This is a genomic window from Paradesertivirga mongoliensis (genome assembly GCF_024436395.1).
Lineage (GTDB): Bacteria > Bacteroidota > Bacteroidia > Sphingobacteriales > Sphingobacteriaceae > Paradesertivirga > Paradesertivirga mongoliensis.
Window position 1 is genome coordinate 361,820 of record NZ_JAFMZO010000003.1, and the last position, 20,163, is coordinate 381,982.

At 42.0% G+C, this 20,163-nt stretch carries 15 protein-coding genes; 4 read left to right on the forward strand and 11 right to left on the reverse strand.

Annotated features, from left to right (window positions below; genetic code table 11):
* Nucleotides 1–17 precede the first annotated feature (17 nt).
* Complete coding sequence (locus tag J3P43_RS12825) at nt 18–1,409, reverse strand: TrkH family potassium uptake protein (protein WP_255902983.1); 1,392 nt, start codon at nt 1,407–1,409, stop codon at nt 18–20.
* A gap of 606 nt (nt 1,410–2,015) precedes the next feature.
* Between J3P43_RS12825 and J3P43_RS12830 the strand changes: the two genes are divergently transcribed.
* Complete coding sequence (locus J3P43_RS12830; RefSeq protein ID WP_255902985.1) at nt 2,016–3,380, forward strand: rhamnogalacturonidase; 1,365 nt, start codon at nt 2,016–2,018, stop codon at nt 3,378–3,380.
* A 268-nt stretch (nt 3,381–3,648) separates the two neighbouring features.
* Nucleotides 3,649–4,944: an O-acetylhomoserine aminocarboxypropyltransferase/cysteine synthase family protein gene (locus J3P43_RS12835; RefSeq protein WP_255902988.1), complete on the forward strand. Its 1,296-nt coding sequence runs from the start codon at nt 3,649–3,651 to the stop codon at nt 4,942–4,944.
* Between the two features lie 78 nt (nt 4,945–5,022).
* Here J3P43_RS12835 and J3P43_RS12840 read toward each other — a convergent pair whose 3' ends face one another.
* The 8 genes from J3P43_RS12840 to J3P43_RS12875 all read right to left on the reverse strand — a co-directional run bounded on the left by J3P43_RS12840 (nt 5,023) and on the right by J3P43_RS12875 (nt 15,755).
* Nucleotides 5,023–6,252 (reverse strand): DUF4998 domain-containing protein, encoded by a 1,230-nt coding sequence (locus J3P43_RS12840; protein WP_255902990.1) that lies wholly within the window; start codon nt 6,250–6,252, stop codon nt 5,023–5,025.
* Nucleotides 6,253–6,304: 52 nt separating this feature from the next.
* Nucleotides 6,305–7,513, reverse strand: coding sequence for a DUF5000 domain-containing lipoprotein (locus tag J3P43_RS12845; RefSeq protein ID WP_255902993.1), 1,209 nt, complete (start codon nt 7,511–7,513; stop codon nt 6,305–6,307).
* Between the two features lie 16 nt (nt 7,514–7,529).
* Nucleotides 7,530–9,548 carry a RagB/SusD family nutrient uptake outer membrane protein gene (locus J3P43_RS12850; protein WP_255902995.1) on the reverse strand — a complete coding sequence of 673 codons (2,019 nt, stop codon included), beginning with the start codon at nt 9,546–9,548 and terminating at the stop codon, nt 7,530–7,532.
* A gap of 17 nt (nt 9,549–9,565) precedes the next feature.
* Complete coding sequence (locus tag J3P43_RS12855; RefSeq protein WP_255902997.1) at nt 9,566–12,820, reverse strand: SusC/RagA family TonB-linked outer membrane protein; 3,255 nt, start codon at nt 12,818–12,820, stop codon at nt 9,566–9,568.
* Nucleotides 12,821–13,641: 821 nt separating this feature from the next.
* On the reverse strand, nt 13,642–14,340 hold the full coding sequence (gene folE / locus J3P43_RS12860; RefSeq protein WP_255902999.1) for a GTP cyclohydrolase I FolE: 699 nt from the start codon (nt 14,338–14,340) through the stop codon (nt 13,642–13,644).
* The gene (locus J3P43_RS12865) at nt 14,303–14,710 is read right to left on the reverse strand and encodes a 6-pyruvoyl trahydropterin synthase family protein (RefSeq protein WP_255903001.1); all 408 of its coding nucleotides are present in this window, start codon (nt 14,708–14,710) and stop codon (nt 14,303–14,305) included. Before J3P43_RS12865 ends, folE begins: the two co-directional genes overlap by 38 nt.
* Nucleotides 14,704–15,378 carry a ferredoxin reductase domain-containing protein gene (locus tag J3P43_RS12870; RefSeq protein WP_255903004.1) on the reverse strand — a complete coding sequence of 225 codons (675 nt, stop codon included), beginning with the start codon at nt 15,376–15,378 and terminating at the stop codon, nt 14,704–14,706. The genes J3P43_RS12865 and J3P43_RS12870 overlap by 7 nt, the downstream gene beginning before the upstream one ends.
* 5 nt (nt 15,379–15,383) lie before the next feature.
* Complete coding sequence (locus J3P43_RS12875; protein WP_255903006.1) at nt 15,384–15,755, reverse strand: hypothetical protein; 372 nt, start codon at nt 15,753–15,755, stop codon at nt 15,384–15,386.
* Nucleotides 15,756–15,977: 222 nt separating this feature from the next.
* Between J3P43_RS12875 and J3P43_RS12880 the strand changes: the two genes are divergently transcribed.
* Nucleotides 15,978–16,652, forward strand: coding sequence for an RNA polymerase sigma factor (locus J3P43_RS12880; RefSeq protein ID WP_255903008.1), 675 nt, complete (start codon nt 15,978–15,980; stop codon nt 16,650–16,652).
* Nucleotides 16,653–16,669: 17 nt separating this feature from the next.
* On the opposite strand, the gene J3P43_RS12885 is transcribed toward J3P43_RS12880, so the two are convergent.
* On the reverse strand, nt 16,670–17,305 hold the full coding sequence (locus tag J3P43_RS12885) for a carbonic anhydrase (protein WP_255903010.1): 636 nt from the start codon (nt 17,303–17,305) through the stop codon (nt 16,670–16,672).
* Nucleotides 17,302–18,006 (reverse strand): Crp/Fnr family transcriptional regulator, encoded by a 705-nt coding sequence (locus tag J3P43_RS12890; RefSeq protein ID WP_255903012.1) that lies wholly within the window; start codon nt 18,004–18,006, stop codon nt 17,302–17,304. Before J3P43_RS12890 ends, J3P43_RS12885 begins: the two co-directional genes overlap by 4 nt.
* A gap of 348 nt (nt 18,007–18,354) precedes the next feature.
* On the opposite strand from J3P43_RS12890, the gene J3P43_RS12895 reads away from it, so the two are divergent.
* Entirely contained in the window at nt 18,355–20,139 is a 1,785-nt protein-coding gene (locus J3P43_RS12895; protein WP_255904031.1) for a cytochrome c oxidase subunit I, read from the forward strand.
* Nucleotides 20,140–20,163 lie beyond the last annotated feature (24 nt).

Sequence of the window (20,163 nt, forward strand, 5' to 3'; positions counted from 1 at the left end):
ACTTTCGTTTAGAGGTATTAAAAAATTACATGCTCGCTGGGATACTGATAATAGCGCGTATGGATGCTTTTTATTAATGCAACCAGCAAGGTTATTGTACCTACCCTACCTAAAAACATAGTACAAGCGATGAGCAATTTACCCGATGTACTTAAGCCAGGCGTAATGCCCAAACTTAGCCCGACTGTACTATATGCTGAAAAGCTTTCAAAGGCAAGAGCAGTTAGCCCTTTTTCCCCATCGGTTATAGATAAAAAAAAGATCGATACGCCAAGCCATAGGAAAGACAAGCAAATTATCGCAAACGATTTTTTGATAGACTCGCTTGAAATCTGTCTTTTAAAAACATGAATCCGGTCATGGTTTTTTGCAACATTGATGATGTTGAGTACTGCCACGGCAAACGTTGTCGTTCTTATCCCTCCTCCGGTTGAACCGGGAGAAGCACCTATCCACATCAACAACATTGTAATCAGGATGGTTGGAAATGCCAGAGTACTCATATCTACAGTATTGAAGCCCGCTGTCCTGGGGGTAGCACTAAGAAAAAAAGCGGTCACCAATTTCCCTGTTATTGTAGAATGGGATGCCAGAGTATTATTATACTCCAGGATAAAAAACATCACGAAGCCAAATACCAGCAATATTATCGTTGTATAAGCAATAAGCTTCGAATTGAAAGTCATTACCCAGGCTTTATACTTTATTGGCTTGTTAAGCCACACCCGATGGAAGAGAAGCTGCGCCCATCTCTTTATAAACAATTGGATATTGAGGATGATGGTAAACCCTAGTCCGCCGAGGATGAGCAAACTGGCTATTACAAATTGAAACGGGTAATTATACCTCAAACTTTCGTCGTACAAGCCCAATGAAAGGGTTGAAAACCCAGCATTACAAAAAGCGGAGATCGAATGGAACATTGAAAAAAACAAATGCTCCCCAAGACTATTAAATTGACCTGGATCGGATGAAAAAAGTATAAATAAAGTGCCCAACAGTTCGAAAAAAAAAGTAATCAGAACTATTTTCACTAAAGACCCGATTACAGAGCCGATATTTTTATCGCTTAACAGCTCAGAAAACATCAGTTGATTTTTATACGATGCCTGCCCGGATAAGAGAAATCCAAAAAAACTGGTAAAGGTCATAATACCTAATCCACCAAGCTGAATCAGAAGTAAAATCACACACTGGCCAAATCTGCTCAACTCAATACTTATATCAATCACCGCGAGGCCCGTCACACATACGGCGCTCGCCGACATAAATATAGCGTCTGTAAGAGTAATGTTAGTGCTTTTTGCTGATGCAGGAAGCATAAGAAATGCCGTCCCCATTGCAATCAGAAACAGAAAGCTGATTACAAACAGTAAAGTAGGATTAATATTTTTTTTTGCAAAAGCCATAGATCACCCCTGAATATAAATTGCATCGGAGGAGCACAAACATAATAAAGTATTTCTCAGTTCAAAGGTTGTATGGATTCTGATCTTTCAAAGCGCAAAATCTCCCGCACCCGGCTATCGATTTCAACCCATAAGAAGCTTAAGACATTTCGAAACGGCAGCGTGCAATAATCGACTTTCATTACATTAATAACAAAAGGCTCCCGTTCGTAACTATGTACGCTTTTCAAAGTTTATAATGACCAATGTATTTAACATCTCTAAACGCATTGAATGTAACAGGCATTACATTAAATGCAATGGCGAAAGCATTCGATACAAGCCCGTTTGCATTCTAAATAAATAAAATTTCCATGCAATCCTGTTTGTGTTATTCACTGGTATCGTCTCCATGGATATTGTTTCCGTGCCCGGATCTCCTAAATCCAAAGAAATTTAAAACGCTTCAGAGCTCGATGTCCGCAACGGTATTATTACACATCCCCCTCAGGGTAATTGATTAAAGACGATGCAGGGTGACCGGCGATTTTGTAAATTTGTTCGTTGAATGAATGACATCATACGTCGAAAACGTTCATCAACCACTTTAACCAAGAAATTTAATTAATGATTACGAAAAAATTCAGGCTTGCATTGTTGCTCATGGTTTCCATATTACTAAACCTTACAACAATTGCAAAGGAAGTATTTCCCGATGGAACACCGATACCCGACTGGTTCAGACAAAACAAGCCTACCGACATTAACAAGTTAGGAAAGCATTATCGTATTACAGATCACAACCTGGTAAACGACAGTACTATCATCCAGACAAAACTCATCCAGGCTGTTATCGATAAAGCACACGAGAATGGTGGCGGCGTTGTCATTATTCCCAAAGGAACTTTCCTGAGTGGTTCGTTGTTTTTCAAAAAGGGCACGCATCTGCATGTTGAAGAAGGCGGAAAATTAAAAGGCAGCGACGACATCAGCAATTTCCCCCTGTTGATGACCCGCATGGAAGGGCAAACGTTGAAATATTTTGCTGCCCTGGTAAATGCAGATGGCCTTGACGGATTTACCATTTCAGGGAAGGGAACGATCGACGGCAACGGACTGCGCTACTGGAAATCATTTTGGCTAAGACGGCAATTTAACCCGGCCACCACCAACATGGATGAAATGAGACCCCGGCTGGTTTTCATCTCCAACAGTAAAAATGTTCAGCTTTCGGGTGTAAGATTGATGAATTCGCCTTTCTGGACTACCCACCTCTATAAATGCGAAAACGTAAAGCTTCTGGATCTGTACATATACTCTCCCGAAAAGCCTGTTAAAGCTCCCAGCAGCGACGCGGTGGATATAGATGCATGCAAAAACGTCCTCATCAAAAATTGCTATATGTCGGTTAACGATGACGCCGTAGCATTGAAAGGTGGTAAAGGTCCCCGAGCAGACAAAGATCCAAATAACGGAGGCAATTATAACATCATTATTGAAGATTGCACTTATGGATTCTGCCATGGCGCACTAACCTTCGGAAGCGAGTCGATCCATAACCGCAACATCATTTTACGTCGCATCAAGGTAAACCACGCAGAGCGTTTGCTTTGGCTTAAAATGCGTCCTGACACCCCTCAGAACTACGAATATGTGCTGGTGGAAGACATAGAAGGCCATGACATAGGCAACTTTATATTCATCCGACCATGGACGCAGTTTTTCGACCTTAAAGGCGAGCAAATATCAGGAGTGTCTACGGCGAGCAATATAACTATGCGCAATATCAAACTCGATTGCAATAATTTCTTCAATGTGGGGATTGCGGATAAAAACAGCAATACCCAAGGCTACAAATCGAAATTATCGAACTTCACATTTGAAAACATTGATGTAACGGCGAAGAATTTTCTTGAGATCGACACTTCGATAATAGAAAACTTCAAATTGAAGAACGTTACGGTGAACAATAAGAAAGTTTCGAAGAAATAACTATTAGCAACATCAGCCGGCTGAAAGAATCGTGATATTCTTTCAGCCGTTTTTTATATATGGTGAAAACCAGGCGCCATAAACCACATAGAAATTAAGGGTTACCTCGAAATCTGAAATCGCAAAAGTACCGGTATATCATGTTTATCAAATATGATATGATTATTACCGAATGTTTTGCTTTCCAAATTTGCGATCCATATTTTTGAGAATCACGGCGACGTACCGGTCCTACCATCGTCCAATTCAATTACACTAAATTAAAAGCATGTCACTTAAATTTGAAACCCTACAACAACACGCCGGTCAGGAAGCAGATCCAACAACGGGATCGAGAGCAGTTCCGATCTATCAAACTACTTCATTTGTTTTCAAAGATGCAGAGCATGGCGCCAACCTCTTTGCACTGAAAGAATTCGGAAATATTTATACCCGAATCATGAATCCGACAACCGACGTTTTTGAGAAACGAGTTGCGGCTTTAGAAGGAGGGGTAGCTGCGCTGGCTGTGGCTTCGGGTCAGGCGGCGCAGTTTATTGCCATGCATAACATCCTTGAGGCGGGAGAAAACTTCGTATCCTCATCACATTTATACGGAGGCACGTATAACCAATTCAAAGTGGCATTTAAACGCCTGGGAATTGAAGTTAGGTTCGCCAAAGCGGATGACCTCTCCGATTTTGAAAGTAAAATAGATGAAAAGACAAAAGCAATCTATATCGAAACAATCGGTAATCCAGGATTCAGTATTCCTGACTTCGAAAAGTTCTCAGCTCTTGCAAAAAAGTATGAGCTTCCCTTAGTGGTAGACAATACTTTTGGTGCTGCCGGGTACCTGTTCAGACCTTTAGAGCACGGAGCACATATCGTTGTGCAATCGGCTACAAAATGGATTGGAGGACATGGAACGAGTATAGGTGGCGTAATTGTAGATGGCGGCACTTACAATTGGGGAAATGGCAAGTTCCCTCAGTTTACGGAGCCGTCTGAGGGCTATCATGGCATGGTGTTCAACGACATTTTCGGACAGAGCGGACCGTTCGGTAACATACAGTTTATCATTCGCGCACGTGTTGAAGGCTTAAGGGACCTGGGTCCTGCCATATCACCGTTCAATTCGTTTTTATTGTTGCAGGGTTTAGAAACACTGTCTCTGAGAGTACAACGGCATGCTGAAAACGCCCTTGCCTTGGCTGAATGGTTAGAGAAGCATCCTTTGGTGGCAAGCGTAAATTACCCTGGTCTTGCCAGCAGCCCATATAACGAACTTGCTAAGAAATATTTGAAGAAAGGTTTTGGAGGGGTGCTTTCTTTTGAGCTAAAAGGGGATAAAGGACAAGCAACTCAAGTAATTGACAGTTTGAAACTGATAAGTCATCTCGCAAACATGGGAGACTCTAAAACGCTGATTATTCAACCATCAGCGACCACACATCAACAGCTAACAGATGCAGAACAATTGGCCGCCGGGGTTACACCCAGTTCGTTGCGCGTGTCTGTAGGTATAGAGCACATTGACGATATAATCGCGGATTTTGAGCAAGCATTCGGACAGATAAAATAGCCTCGATTATTCGAAAAAAGAGGCTGTCTTTTATATTTGTTGTGCAAAACATAAAAGACAGCCTCTTATTGAGCGTTATTAATTTACAAGAGGCAATTGTTTCAAACGTACCGCATCAATACGCCAAAAGGTTCCTCCACCGCCTCCGTAGCTGGTCAAGTGACCAACGAACCCTAACGAAACCTTCGTGGCCGTTGTAAGTGTAAATGTAATTTTGTGAGTTCCGGGCTCACTTGTTTTAGCTTGAGCCAGAGAAGATGTTATATTCTCAATATTAGGTATTTCATCTCCTGCTGCAGCTACCGTATAAAACTCAGCACCACGGGTACAATCCGGGATGTCCATTTCAAACGTGTAGTTACCGGGTGGCAAGGTAGGCGATTGATACATCTTTCCATTCGTTATAGTAGCCATGTTGTCGCCAGACCAACCTGCTTCCATAGCTAGCCTCGGTCCTCCAAACCAATAGTCAACGCCGCCATAATATTCGCCGTTCCAATTTCTAAAGTTTCGGGCAGCTGCATTCGTAACCCAGTCTGTTGGGGTTCCCCAGCGGTCGCCCTTAACAACCACCGTAGCCGGCAGACGGGTATTTTTTAAATATTCTGTGGTTACATCTTTAAATATACCAACAGTCTTTTCGGCGGTATAAAAGGTGTCGATACTATTCGCCGGAAGATAAGCTGTTCTGTAGGTAAAAGTCTTAGCTGTAGGGGCTAAATCATTAATTACAGTCACATCCTGATTCGCGGGAACCTTCGCGATCTTTTGACCGGTGGCAGAGAGATATTTCACTTCAGTAAAAATCGGACTTGCAGACAAATCTGCTGACACCCAATTTATCGTTGTTGTTGTATTAACATTGACCGCACTAGTGACCACACGATTTGAAATTGAACTCTGATACCGGCTACCCAAAGCAGTTCCAACCGCATATACAGGCACCGATCTATTTCCCTTTGCATCGTAGGTATAAAGAGTAAAGCTTTTCAAGCCTTCAGCCATCGGTAATATGTGTTCGAGAATTCGACCGTTGCTCATGTTTATTGGAAACTCTACCGAATCGGTCATATTGTTCCAAAAGACCCTGGCCTTAACAATTTTTGGATCTGCAGGCAAAAGCGCCCGGATCTTTATTCTCCCATCACCGGGATATATTTTAACAGAATCCAGTTTACCCGAGTAGGTTATCTCTCCGTTTTTAGTATATTCTTTAAACTCATCCCATTTTGAACATGAGGCAAGTATGCCGCTTGCAAATACCACAGCCAGCCATACTTTTAGTGTTTTTAATATTTTTCTTTTCATAATAATGAAATTGATATGCTTTTATCCTTTGTTTATAAATATCATATAGCAGTTATTTTGTCGGAGAACCATAGATCTTTATTTCATTGATACTTTGTGCCGTACCGCCTGCAAAGTTCTCAAGACATCTTATCCTGATATACCTGGCCTCAGGTTTGGTAACATCGATCTCGTAATTAAATCCAGCGGACGCAATCGCCTGATCATCAGCACTATCATTTCCATATGGCAACCCAGAAGGTTTCTTGTTCTCAAAGCTACCCAGTAGAGTCCATGAATTATCAAGATCTCCGTTTGCAGAAGGGCTAAGTGAGCCGTAGATTTCAAAGCGCTTCATAGTAGTTAGATAATACCAACGATTTCCTTCGGGAAAAGGCCGAATATAAACACGGCTGATTTTTCCTTTGGTTCCCATGTCAAAGGTGATCATGTGGGGATTAGGCCCGCCATCTATCTGATGAGTGAAACTCGTCCATGGCCAGCCTAGTCTACCATCCCAGGCATATTCTAAGCGTGCCCCGTTATACACCTGCGGAGCGTCGCCCGGTAAACGAAAACCCCGGAAGTTTTGGGCCGGAAATTCCTGCTCAAAAATAGGTTTGATCGAAGTGTAGATAGTGTCCGAGCTGTTTCCCCACTTGTCTTTCACGAAAACAGCTAACTCCTGATTTATTGTGTCTAAACCCCTGATTTTAGAAATGATATCTTCTACCCTTGTCCGTACACTTTTGTGATTGTCCACCTCGAATTCGTTGAAATCATTTCTTTTCATAACAAGAATAGCAATATTGTCCTTGGCGGCATTCTGAGCCTGCAAATTATACCCTCCAAAAGCATTCTGAATTACTATGCTTTTAAACACTTTGACAAAAGGTGCTTCCAGGGCTCTCACTTTTACTATGACGGGTGCAGAAGCCACCTCATTTTTGCTGACAGAATACAGCTTCACCTCATGCTCGAGTGTATCAGCAAAGCCTTCAATCGTAATTGTATCTGTGTAAATAGACGATTTAGTTTCGTACAATACGCCAGATTTAAGTTGATATTCTGCCTTCACGTATAATAGATTTTCATCAGCAGGAACCCTGTATGTGATCTTTACTTTACCCGGAAGGCTAATCGCCTTGGTGTTGGATATCTGACTTGGTACCGACGAGTCCGATCCGGCTGGAGCCCTGAATTCTACCTCTTTTTGGCAAGAGGTGCCTATAAGAAGTGCTAAAAAAAGCACTATGTACATCTTATTTTGAAATATTTTCATTGTTAATCAATTTAGTTTACCAACCTAGATTTTCTACCAACTTCGGATTTCTACGCGTATCGTAATTACCAATCGGCCAGAAATAATCACGTGGAGCAATAAAGGTCTGACTGAAGATGAAACGTTCTGTATTATAGCTTTCGGTCGTTTTGCCGAGTATGTTAAATCCTGTAATATCTTTATTTAACTCTTCGCCAGATCGCTTCCATCTTCGCAAATCCCAAAATCTTTGACCCTCGAAAGCCAGCTCTATCAACCTTTCATGCTGGATGATCTGTCTTAGACCGGACTGCGAGATATATTTACCAGGATTATTTGAGTAATTAGTCCAGGACTCAACCACACCTTTCAAACCCGCCCTGTCTCTCACCTTATCCACATACTCAATTGCGAGCGTTGATCCGGACTGAACCTCATTCAGCGCCTCAGCATACATTAAATACAGATCGGCAAGCCTAATTTCGGGCCATGGATAAGCTTTCCAGGATGGGCCCTGGTTCTGTGAATTAGTAGTTGATTCCCAGTTAACAAGCTTTTTAATGAAATACCCAGTATGATTCCAGTTGGTAAAGTGACCGAATCCAGAACGCTCTGAGTTTTTAGCCTGCACAAAGAATCTGTTATCGACATCATTACCCTGCTCATTTGCATCTTTCATGTACCATATACCGCCATCAAAACCCAGGTCGGCGTAAAAACGATGCTCCCTGTCAAAGTTAAGTCGCGCCGTTTGATAGCCTTGCTCAATATTGAACCGATCGTCAGCTCCGGCAGTCCTTACCTCTGTATAATTACTAAAGTTCAAGGTTTTATCTTCCTCTATCGGAACTCCGTTTTTGGTGTAGAACATCTTAGCAATCTTTATAGGAGCACCCCAAACACCCATCAGCTGAAATCTGTCGGTATTTCTACCTCTTGCCACAGCCGGCATACAAAGGGCTTCGTTTATAAAATAGCTATTTGAAAGTCCCCACACAGTTTCGGGATTCCAGCGGGATGTGATGGCATTACGAATACTTAATTGCTTTTTGGTGGTATCGCTAAGTTTATAACGAACATCTGTGTATTTGTATAAAAAGTGACCTGTTGATTCGGCCGCAAGAATAGCATCTTTAGCTGCATCCCTGGCCTTTTCCCATTTTAAGGGGTCGTAGGTAGAATTAAATAAAGCCACACCGTCTTTGTCTTTGAACCCAGCGTAATCAGGGTTACCATTAAACAAGGGGCTCGCAGCAAGTAGCCATAACTTGGCTTTAACGGCCAGAACTATGTTCTTATCTACTCGTCCGAGTTCGGTATTTTCCTGAGAAATCGTTGTAGGCACCTTATCCAGTGCCTCATCCAAAACACCCGAAACGTAATTTACTACATCGTCGACCGGCATTCGTTTGTAATACAATTCATCGCCAGTGGCGTCTTCCGCCGAGTTTTGATCAATGATTGGAACCGGCCCGTACATGCGTAATAAATAATAGTGATAGAATGCTTTAAGAAACATAGCTTCACCAATCCAACGCTCCCGTTCGGTTAAGGTTATATCAGGCACTTTAGACATATCTTTCATATTCTCAATGAATATATTGCAATGACGAATACCCATAAATATCTTAAGGTGCGAATTAAAATTACCTCCACCCTTTCTTAAGCCAGCCCATTCATCAAATAAAGGAGCGTTGGCATTTTGCTGCCCCTGAGCAATTCTGAAGGCATTATGCCAATGCGCAAAATCATTTTGAGGCAGCCACATTTCGTCTCCGGCAAACATACCTGCATTAAACCATCCATCACCGTTTTTAGGAAGGAACGAATAACAGGTAAACAGGTATTTCTCAGCCTCATTACGGATCTTAAAGGCGTGTTTTATTTCCGATGTATTATCAGGAACCACGTCGAGGAACTTTTTACACGACGTTCCGGTTATGGCTACGGCTAAAATTAAGGCTCCTGCAAGCAGAGCTTTTTTAAGAGGCATCGAGCTGAACTTATTAGATATGCTCTTACCTGTATCGTATTTTTGAAGGAATTTCGTTTCCATTTTTGTACACCATTTAATTATAGATTCACCTGAAGCCCTAAGTTGTAGATCGACTGAAGGGGATAGCCCAGGCCGTTTCCACCCATTTCCACATCCCACATTTTGAATTTGCTCATGACAAACAAATTGGTTGCAGAAAAATATAATCTCGCATTTTTGACCGATATTTTCTCGAGCTTTGAAAACGTATATCCCAGATCCACCTGCTTCAATCGTAAGAAGCTACCGTTGCGCAGCCACCAGGTCGATGCCTGATTATTATTGTTGCTGTGAAGCGGGTTTAAACGAGGCCAAAAAGCATATACATTTCGGTTCGTTTCAGACCAATGATCGTCTGCAACCGCCTGAAGTAGTCCTTTTTGATAGCCCCCGGACTGAATAAATGGTTGAATCGCATTAGGATCTATAAAGAACGAAGAGCGCGCAGATCCCTGGAAATAAAAATTAAAATCAAACTTCTTATACTCCAGGGTCGAGCCGAAACCATAAATTATCTGTGGCTGATTAGGGTATCCAATGGCGACCTGATCATCACTGTTAATCATTCCATCGTTATTGATGTCACGATACTTTATGTCTCCCGCTTTGACATTTACATTATCATTAAACTGAATTGGTGAGTTGGCAACTTCTGCGTCATCCACAAAAAGCCTTTCAGCAATATATCCGAAGGGTTGGTTAATAGGATATCCTATTCTCGATAAATGCGAGAGAGAATTGCCGTAAGCTATCTCGTCAGCTTTTACAACTTTACTTGAAGAAAAAGTAAAAGTTCCTCTTGTATTAGTCCTGAAATGTTCCCCAAATCTGTTACGATACGATGCGGAAATATCAATCCCTTTGATCTCAGCCTGCCCGGAGTTTGCAAACGGTATGGCCATTAATCCGGAAGCATTATCGATGCTCTGGATTCTCTCCAGGATTTGAGACCTGTTTTGTTTGAAGGCGTCGAAAACAATGTCCACTCGGTTTGCAATTCCCAAATCGATGCCCAGATTTAACTGCTTTGACTGTTCCCAGGTAATATTCGAGTTCGCGTATCTATTGATGCTGATTCCGTTGTTAGAATCCGGGGGAGATCCATCGTTACGTCCGAACGTAGCACCGTAACTCGGGTTATTCAGATTAACGTCTGATAAATAGAAAAACCTGTCGCCCGAGCTTCCGATGGCATCGTTACCAACAAGGCCGTATGTAGCGCGTAATTTAAGGTTGCTGATTACTGCTGTGAGGGGAGCAAAAAACTTTTCACTCGAAACCCTATAGCCTATTCCTGCAGATGGAAAAAACCCATACCGGTGGGATTTGTCGAAACGTTCAGACCCGTTGAACCCGAAGTTAAACTCTGCAAGGTAGCGGTCGTCAAATCCATAAGTGAATCTACCGGATACACCCTGATTTCGTGCTGGTAAAGATCCCACCAATCCACCTCCATTCGAAGTTTCATAATTAGACATGTACGAAACCAGCATTCCGCCTACGGTATGTTTTTCTTTAAAGGTGCGGTCGTAACTAAGACTCCCTTCAAGCCAAAATCTTGAGTCTATCGTTCTTGGAACTGATGAATCGTCGTAACCAAGATATTCCTGCCCCACAGGTTGGGCCGAGTTCTGTCCTCCATCATTTAGGGCTGTCAATTCATACGACTGATCTGTCGGGTCGACTATGGTTTGATAATAGAACGGTGAATACGCCCTGTTCACACTAAAAAATGACACCCTCCTCAGATAAGCCATTGCTCTGGCCTTTAATCCGGTTGTAAGCCCCCCCAAATCCTGTTTGATTTCCAGCTGTGGCGAAAGATTAGATGTTTTATAGGTTTGGTAACCTCTCACCATCTCGGCGTATGGGTTTACGTACAGGCTTGGATTGAAACTGGCATCCAGGTTTCGTGTTCTTGAAGAACCAAATAATGGATGCTCTATGTATTGCAGCATTGACTGCGGATAGGTAGCCGGAAACATTACCGGATTAGCGTTTAAAGTATTGTAAAAGGTCGTCTCGCCGCCGCTTCTTAGCCGATTCGGCTGATTGGGGTCGTAGGTACCAATAGGGCCGTTATAATCATCAAATTGCCCATACATCCTCACAACAAGTACTGTAGATTTCGTAACATCAAAATCGACGTTAGATCGAATGGAATAATTATTCAACCGGACGTTGTTGTTGAAATTATTGATCGGATCCACTTTAAGTATACCATTGTCGCGGTTAAATGTGCCAGCCATGAAATATCGCGCCCTGGTAGATCCTCCGGTAATGTTTAAGTTATAGCTCTGATTGATCGTATAATCTCTGATTAAACGATCTGTCCAGTTGTTATTAGGATACAGATAAGGGTCTGCTCCAGAAGCCGTACTCATTATTTTATTCTGGGTATACGGCTCAATACCCAATGGATTTCTTGTCAGTATTGCTTCATTAGACAAGTTCATATAAGTTACATTATCGGCAAGCTGGAAATTCTTGGTATTACTCGAAATCTTATTTTCAGCTCTGAAATTAAATTGAGGCTTCCCATTCTTTCCAAGTTTTGAATTGATCAGTACTACCCCATTTGCACCCCTAGCTCCATAAATCGAGGCCGCAGCGGCATCTTTCAATACCGAAAAGTCGGCGATATCGTCGGTTTGTAAACGGGCCATATCTGTAGCCGACGATTCTACGCCATCAATAAGAATCAATGGGTCTCTTTTGCCAGATCCAAAAGTTGACAATCCGCGAATGAAAAAGGACGAATTATCTGTTCCAAGTCCGGGTTCACCGCTTGTTTGAAAGGATATTATCCCGGCAACCTTCCCTGCAAGTGCATTAGTGAGATTGGAACTGGGTGTTTTCATCTCTTTTACATCTACGGAGGTAATTGAGCTTACCATACTGGCTTTCTTCTGACTGGCGCCGAATCCGGTAATAGCCACTTCCTGAAGTGTAGTATTTTCTGAGGTCAGCAAAACATTCAGTTCTATAACGCCATTTTCGACCTTTTTTTCCCGCAAATTAATCACAGCTGTTTTTAGCCCCACGAAAGTAAAAGATAAAGTTGCATTTCTGTCGGTCACGATACTGAACCTACCCACTGCATCCGATACTACCCCCCGACTTCCCCCGACAACCTTTACAGCTACTCCCGGCATGCCCTCGAGCGTGTCTCTCACAACTCCCCGCACAGTTACTTCTTGCTGGGCGTAAGTACTCATAGAGATTAACACAAAAAACAGTAGAACCAGTCCGACTCTACTCCTCTCAATAAATTCTTGTATTTTTTTCCTCATATCAATGATTTTAATTTGTTTTTAGGCATCTGTTTTTTGCCAACAACAGCATATCAGCTGTCATTTTACGATTAAACTTCCGCTCTTCTTCTGTGTACATCGTTGTAGTTAAAATTGGATATTTAGTTAATTTTTTGAGAATCAATAAGTACTTACAGCCATTGTAAGCGCTCATCAGTTTAAAGCGTCAAAAAGACACTTATCGGACAGGCTACTAAGTTTGTATAGTCATTTTTCGATCGGTTTTAATTAGTTAATAAAATGGATTAATTTTTTTTGGTTGTCGGATTGAAGTTCTTGGAAAAGGTAATCACCCTTCGTAAATAAAAATTCTCAGATACAGTGAACTGGATCATCTCACTCATCGCCCGTCGTTTTATAATTCGCAAACTGGTTCGTCTGGCGCGTTTAAGTTATCGGTGCTGAAACGAGTTATCCTCTTTTTTAAGTTTAATAATTACTACTCGAATTGCCGATATTTCTATTCCTTACGAGACTTTTGGTTAGCTTGACTAATTGGTTTACTGACACAATTATACGCCCTAATGCACAAAGCCGTAGGGGGTATATAGCCAGAACATAGGGGGTAAATTGCTTATTTTTTTGAGTTGTAAAAAAATAAAAAACTTGCGGGCAAAGATACTGACGCCAGGTACACGTTAACTATTTCAACTGCAAAAAGGTACAAGGGCGACGGTTAACTTTTGCACCTACGCTACCAGGTTCTAAGCCAGCGTTCGGTCAGGCTGTTGCTCCTTGAAATCGCGGGCCGATCCGGGCTTGGTTAAACGGGAAAATTCTCGTGTGAGATTAGAGGTAGTTTAGCCATAAGAAAGATACGTCAGGAACTCTTTTTTCCTATCCGGATCATTAAAAGTGCCGCTGTAGTCGGCGGTGATTGTGGTACTGCTGGTATCTTTAATTCCCCGGGATGAAACACACAAATGGGCCGCATCGATCATAACCGCTACGTCATCCGTTTCCAGAACTGACTTTAATTCATTGGCTATCTGGATGGTTAACCGCTCTTGTACCTGTGGTCTTTGTGAATAGTATTGAACGATACGATTAAGCTTTGACAACCCGATAACTTTTCCAGAAGAAATATAGCCAATATGCGCCTTACCTATGATCGGAACAAAATGATGTTCGCAATTAGAATAAAGAGTGATATTCTTTTCGATAAGCATTTCGTTATACTGATACTTATTCTCGAACAAAGCTATTTTTGGTTTATTGGCCGGATTTAATCCCGCAAAAATCTCTTTCACATACATTTTAGCCACTCTCCCGGGTGTTCCGTTCAAACTATCATCAGTAAGATCCAAGCCCAGAATATTCATTATCTCGCGGAAATGTCCGGATATCGCTTCTATTTTTTGGGCGTCGCTAATATCAAATGCATCTATTCGTAGAGGAGTGTCATAAGAAGTGCCTATGTGCTGCTCACCTAACAAATCTTCAAGTTGCGAAAGGCTGTTTTTATCCGTTGAATTCAACATAGTTTCTATCTGTTTCATAAAGTACTATTCCCAATTTTCTGTCTTCGGGGATACTGGGTCTCAAAATCCTGTAAATCACGGCGGCGATATTTTCAGCGGTCGGATTTAGCTCTTCAAACTCCCTGGTGTCAAGATTTAAGTTCTTATGATCGAACCTTTCAACAACCTCTTTTTCTACCAGATCCTTTACAAGCTTAGTATCCATTACATAACCTGTTTCCGGTTGAATCTGCCCCGTTATTTTAACTATTAACTCGTAATTATGTCCGTGGAAATTCGGGTTGTTACATTTTCCAAAGACTTCCTGATTTTTAGCATCATCCCATGCATCTACATGAAGCCGGTGTGCGGCGTTGAAGTGCGCCTTGCGACAAATCGTAGCTACCATGGTTCTTCTATAACAATTTGCGACGGGTCGATTCCCAAATCAGAGAGGTAACCGATGACGACACTCGTAAACGCTTCGGGACCGCAGATATAATAAAACTTATGCTGGTCACCTACGTAAGGCCTTAAGAAATCGCGGTCGATAAACTTTGGAGGAATGGATGGATCACCTGAGGCCTCGACAACACTTACAAATTTATCCCCCAGCAATTCTTTCAGTTCATATTCGAGAATTACGTCGTTAGCCGTTCGGTTTACAAAAATCAATGTATTTCCGCTTAAATTGTTCTTTAATTCCAGATCCCTAAGAATTGCTATAAATGGTGTTATTCCCGCTCCGCCAGCGATGTAAAGACCGTCGCCACGATAGGCAATCGTTCCGAATACATCATGAAGAATCAATTCATCACCGCGGCCTACAGTTCCCAGTTTATTAGTAACGCCGTCATGACCGGAATAAATTTTTATAATAAACTCAAGTGTATCTGAATCTGGGACAGAAGTAAAGGTAAAAGGCCTCAACTCCTTTTCAAGTCCAGGTCGGTTAATGGAAACATCACAGGCTTGCCCGGGAGTAAAACTGAATCCAGCAGGCTTTTCTACGACAAAACGCTTGACATTATGAGTAACAAAATCGGCTTTCAGAACTTTGACTATGTGCTTACTCATACGGGTTATAATTTGGGTTTTGAAGAAATTTTAGCAAGCGAGAAGGCACCAACTGCCATAGCCAGATCGCGAACAGCAACGTCGAGGTAGCTTCCGCTGGCAATTAAACTCAGAGCTATTGACACCAGCCATATGCAAACCAGGTAGCCCCCCTTTTCGGGATTGAGAAAAACCAGGAGGCCGGCAATGATCTCTATTACTCCTACCAGGTGCATAAAAGTATCTCCACTAAAAGGCAAACTGCTTCGTAACACCGGGTTCAAATACTTTCCCCAGTTAGTTAGAAGATTTGTAAACTTATCGGCGCCAGCAATGATCGGAATAGCCCCATAGGTAATCACAAGTAGTTTCTGAATGTCTTTTATTGATTTTTCCATAATATCAGGTTGTTTATTCATTAGAGAGACCTTCAGAGAAAAGGGTTACAAATTGTCTCATTATATCAGGAAGATAGATTCAAAATTAAAGTGGGTAGAGCAACAAAAGACTTTTCGAACCCTAATTAAGCTAACATAACTCTATATTTAAATATTATATTCTGTTTTTGTAACCCTTTTTTATCTCAGTACTCTTTACAGAGATATTTAAATTTTTTTTCCATGGATGCAGCGAATCAACTAGACAATGTACCCTTAACAGATGAAGAGATTGTCGCCAGAATTATAGAGGGCGAACATTATCTGTATGAAGGATTAATGAGAAAGTATAACACCCGCTTGTATCGGATTGCTATTTCTATTATCGATGATGATATGGAAGCGGAGGATATTATGCAGACTGCCTATATCAATGCATTTCTGAATTTGTCAAGTTTCCAGAATAAATCTGCCTTTAGCACATGGCTGACCAGGATTTTAATTAACGAAAGTTTGCTTCAGAAAAAAAGAAAGATTAGGGGCTTGAAAATCCTGGCAGATCAAACAGCCAGGGATTCGCATAATGAAACTCCATTAAAGAAATTTATGAATAAAGAACTTAAACTCATACTCGAGAAAGCTGTGTCCAGCTTACCCGAAAAGTACAGATTAGTTTTTGTGATGCGGGAGGTTCAAGAGTTGAGCACCAGCGAAACGATGGAAGTGCTTAATCTCGGTGAGTCGAATGTTAAGATCAGATTAACCCGCGCAAAAGAGATGCTGAGGAACGAATTGAGCAGCTACTACAAAACTAACCAGCTTTTTGAATTTAACCTCGTTCGCTGCGACAGGATAGCCGAGTTTGTAATGTCCAGAATTAAAGAAGAGAGTGCGAACCCGCATTCCCGGCAGATTTGATTTGACAGCGTTTAAGTCTAGACCTTGAAAGTAAATACGCTATCAAGATTATCGGTATTCCGGTAGGTAAATCCAAGATCAATTACGTGTCCGGTGCTGATATCAATTACCCAGCCATGAACTTCCAGATCTGCCCGATCTTTCCAGGCATTTTGAACGATGGTTGTTTTGCAGAGATTAAAAACCTGCTCTTTAACATTAAGTTCCACCAACCTATTTGCCCGGGCATTCTCATCTGTTATCGCATCGAGCTCGTTGGCATATAAACGATACACATCTTTTATATGTCTTAACCAATTATCGATAATGCCAAACTGCTTACTCCCCATTGCAGCCAAAATACCGCCGCAGCCGTAATGCCCGGCAACGATAATGTGCTTAATCTTTAACACGTTTACTGCATAATCCAGCACACTTAGCATATTCATATCCGAGTGAATACACAAGTTAGCAACGTTTCGGTGCACAAAAACGTCGCCTGGCCTGGTGTGGGTTATTTGGTTTGCCGGAACCCTGCTATCCGAACAGCCGATCCATAATACTTCCGGATTCTGCCCCTCTGCAAGCTTTTTAAAGTAATCCGGTTCCCTGGCTATTGTCTCCCGAACGAAATCACGGTTTCCTTTCAGTAGTTTCTGATACGAATCTTTCACTTTATACTTACATTATCCAGGTTGATGATGTTTAAGAGCCTGGCTTCATCAAGAATCTTAATCTTCCTGCCGGTAAGCTCAACTATTCTATTGAGCGTTAAATCATTAATCACTTTAAAAAGTGTTTCGTATGATGCACCGGAAAACGATGCGAGATCCTGTCTGGAAATCTCGAGGTTAATGGTATTGTCCTCTCCTGTTCCGAATTGCTTCTTTAAGCCAATAAACGATTTCGCTATCCTTGCTTTTACAGACATATGAACAAAATCAAGCATGCTTTTTCTCGAATCCTGCAATTCGTCGGCAAAAAAATGCATCAATCTATACGTTAAATCTGTATTGACCCTCAGCGTCGATTCGAAAAATGAAATATCCAGATAACAAAGCATTGTTGTTTCTACCGCAGTCGCTGAAACCGGATAGCGCGGTTCTTTTCCTAAACCCAAATGGCCAATTATGTCTCCCTGCTTTCCAAATCTAATAATTAACTCTTTCTCCTTATCCCACCGTTTATGAACCTTAACCGTTCCTGAATAAACGAAGTAAATTCCAGACACCGGGTCATCTTCTCTGAAGATTGGTTGCCCTTTCTTTACTTCAAAATTAGTTTTATGTGCTTCAATTGCCGGGAGCCAGTCAGGCAGACACCTCTGGCATAAAAAGCAAGTTTTGGTATCGCAAACGTTTTTACATTCTTTCATCCCTGGAAATATCGACAACAAAAATACTATATATCGGCAGAATACACCAAACTTAATTAGTATTGTTAAAACAATATTAATTAACATAAAAATATGTTACTGTTGAAAATAATATTGCATAAACAATGTTTTACTATTACATTTGTCTCAATAAGCATATAAAGACCGGACTGCAGGCCCAACCAGTAATGCCTTCTAACACTCGGTCCTGCAGGTTTTGTCTTTAAAGTCTCTTAATCTTTTAGAATGGACGCTTCATTATCTTCCGAACCGGATAGTTTCCGGCATCACCATGTACACAAGCGCGAAAGCTTTATAACTAAATATATCTTCAGCCAGGATCATAAAATGATTGCTAAGCAATTTCTAATCACTGCTATAATTATGGCGGTATTTGCAATGTTGCTTTCCATTTTGTTCCGGATTCAGCTGGGCTGTCCTGAACAATCATTTCCGCTGTTGGAAACATTTTTAGGCCGATATGCCGAAGGCGGTAGAATTAAGCCCGATTTCTATCTGGCATTGGTTACAATTCATGGAACCATCATGGTTTTTTTCGTACTCACGGCGGGACTGAGCGGAACATTCAGCAATCTGTTGATCCCCCTGCAACTGGGAGCCCGCGACATGGCTTCTCCATTTGTTAATATGCTCTCCTACTGGTTCTTTTTTGCTTCCTGTGTGGTGATGTGTGCATCTTTTTTTGTCCAAAGCGGCCCTGCAAGTGCCGGCTGGACAGTTTACCCACCCTTGTCATCCTTGCCTCAGGCTATTCCCGGTTCGGGGACAGGAATGACACTCTGGCTGGGAAGTATTGTTTTGTTTGTAGCTTCTTCTTTAATGGGAGCGCTGAATTACATCAGTACCATATTGAATATGCGTACCAAAGGCATGAATATGTGGAGAATGCCCCTAACTATCTGGGGACTTTTGCTTACGGCGATTCTTGGTACATTATCTTTCCCGGTATTGGTATCAGCGGTAATGCTTTTGTTCTTCGACCGGAGCATGGGAACGAGCTTTTATCTTTCTGATATTGTATTACAAGGGCAAGTTTTGCCCAATCAGGGCGGAAGTCCGATTTTATGGCAACACCTTTTTTGGTTTCTTGGCCATCCAGAGGTTTATATCGCAATATTACCTGCATTTGGTATAGTTTCAGAGGTAATGTCGGTTAATTCGCGCAAGCCAATCTTCGGCTACCACGCAATGGTTTACTCACTTATTGGGATAGTGACCTTGTCTTTCTTAGTATGGGGCCATCATATGTTTGTATCTGGTATGAATCCCTTTTTGGGCGGTGTGTTTATGATCACAACCCTTCTGATCGCCGTTCCCTCGGCAGTGAAAACATTCAATTATCTGGCGACGTTATGGCGCGGAAACATCAGGTTTACACCCGCAATGCTTTTTGCGATCGGATTTGTTTCATTCCTGGTTTCGGGCGGCTTGACAGGAATTTTTCTGGGGAATGCATCCCTTGATATCAGTTTACACGATACTTACTTCGTTGTAGCACATTTCCATTTAGTGATGGGGGCCGCAGCGATTTTTGGAATGCTGGCGGGAGTTTATCACTGGTTTCCGAAAATGTTTGGACGATTAATGGATGAAAAATCGGGCTATCTGCATTTTTGGCTTACATTTTTTGGGGCATACCTGGTATTCTTCCCCATGCATTTTATGGGACTCGACGGCGTACCCCGACGATACTACTCGTTTACCGAATTTGAATTTATGAACGAATGGCTGTCGGTCAACCGGTTTGTTTCCTGGTCTGCTATCGGAGCCGGGCTGGCCCAGCTCACCTTTCTTTGGAACTTCTTCTATTCCATCTTTTATGGCAAAAGAACCATCCAGAATCCCTGGGGCGCTAATACCCTTGAGTGGACCACCCCCATTGAGCATCTTCATGGGAACTGGCCTGATGAAATCCCAACCGTCCACCGCTGGCCATACGACTACAGCAAGCCAGGCCATTACGAAGACTTTATACCTCAAACGACACCACTTTCTGAAACCATGAGTTCCAATCTTCCCCATGATTTTGAAGGGAATCCCAAAGCCGAAAAGATTCAGCTTGAATGGACGAAGAACCCGAAAGAGATCACTGTACAGAATAGTACGGGTTAAGCGGCCGGCGGGTAACTGCAGAAA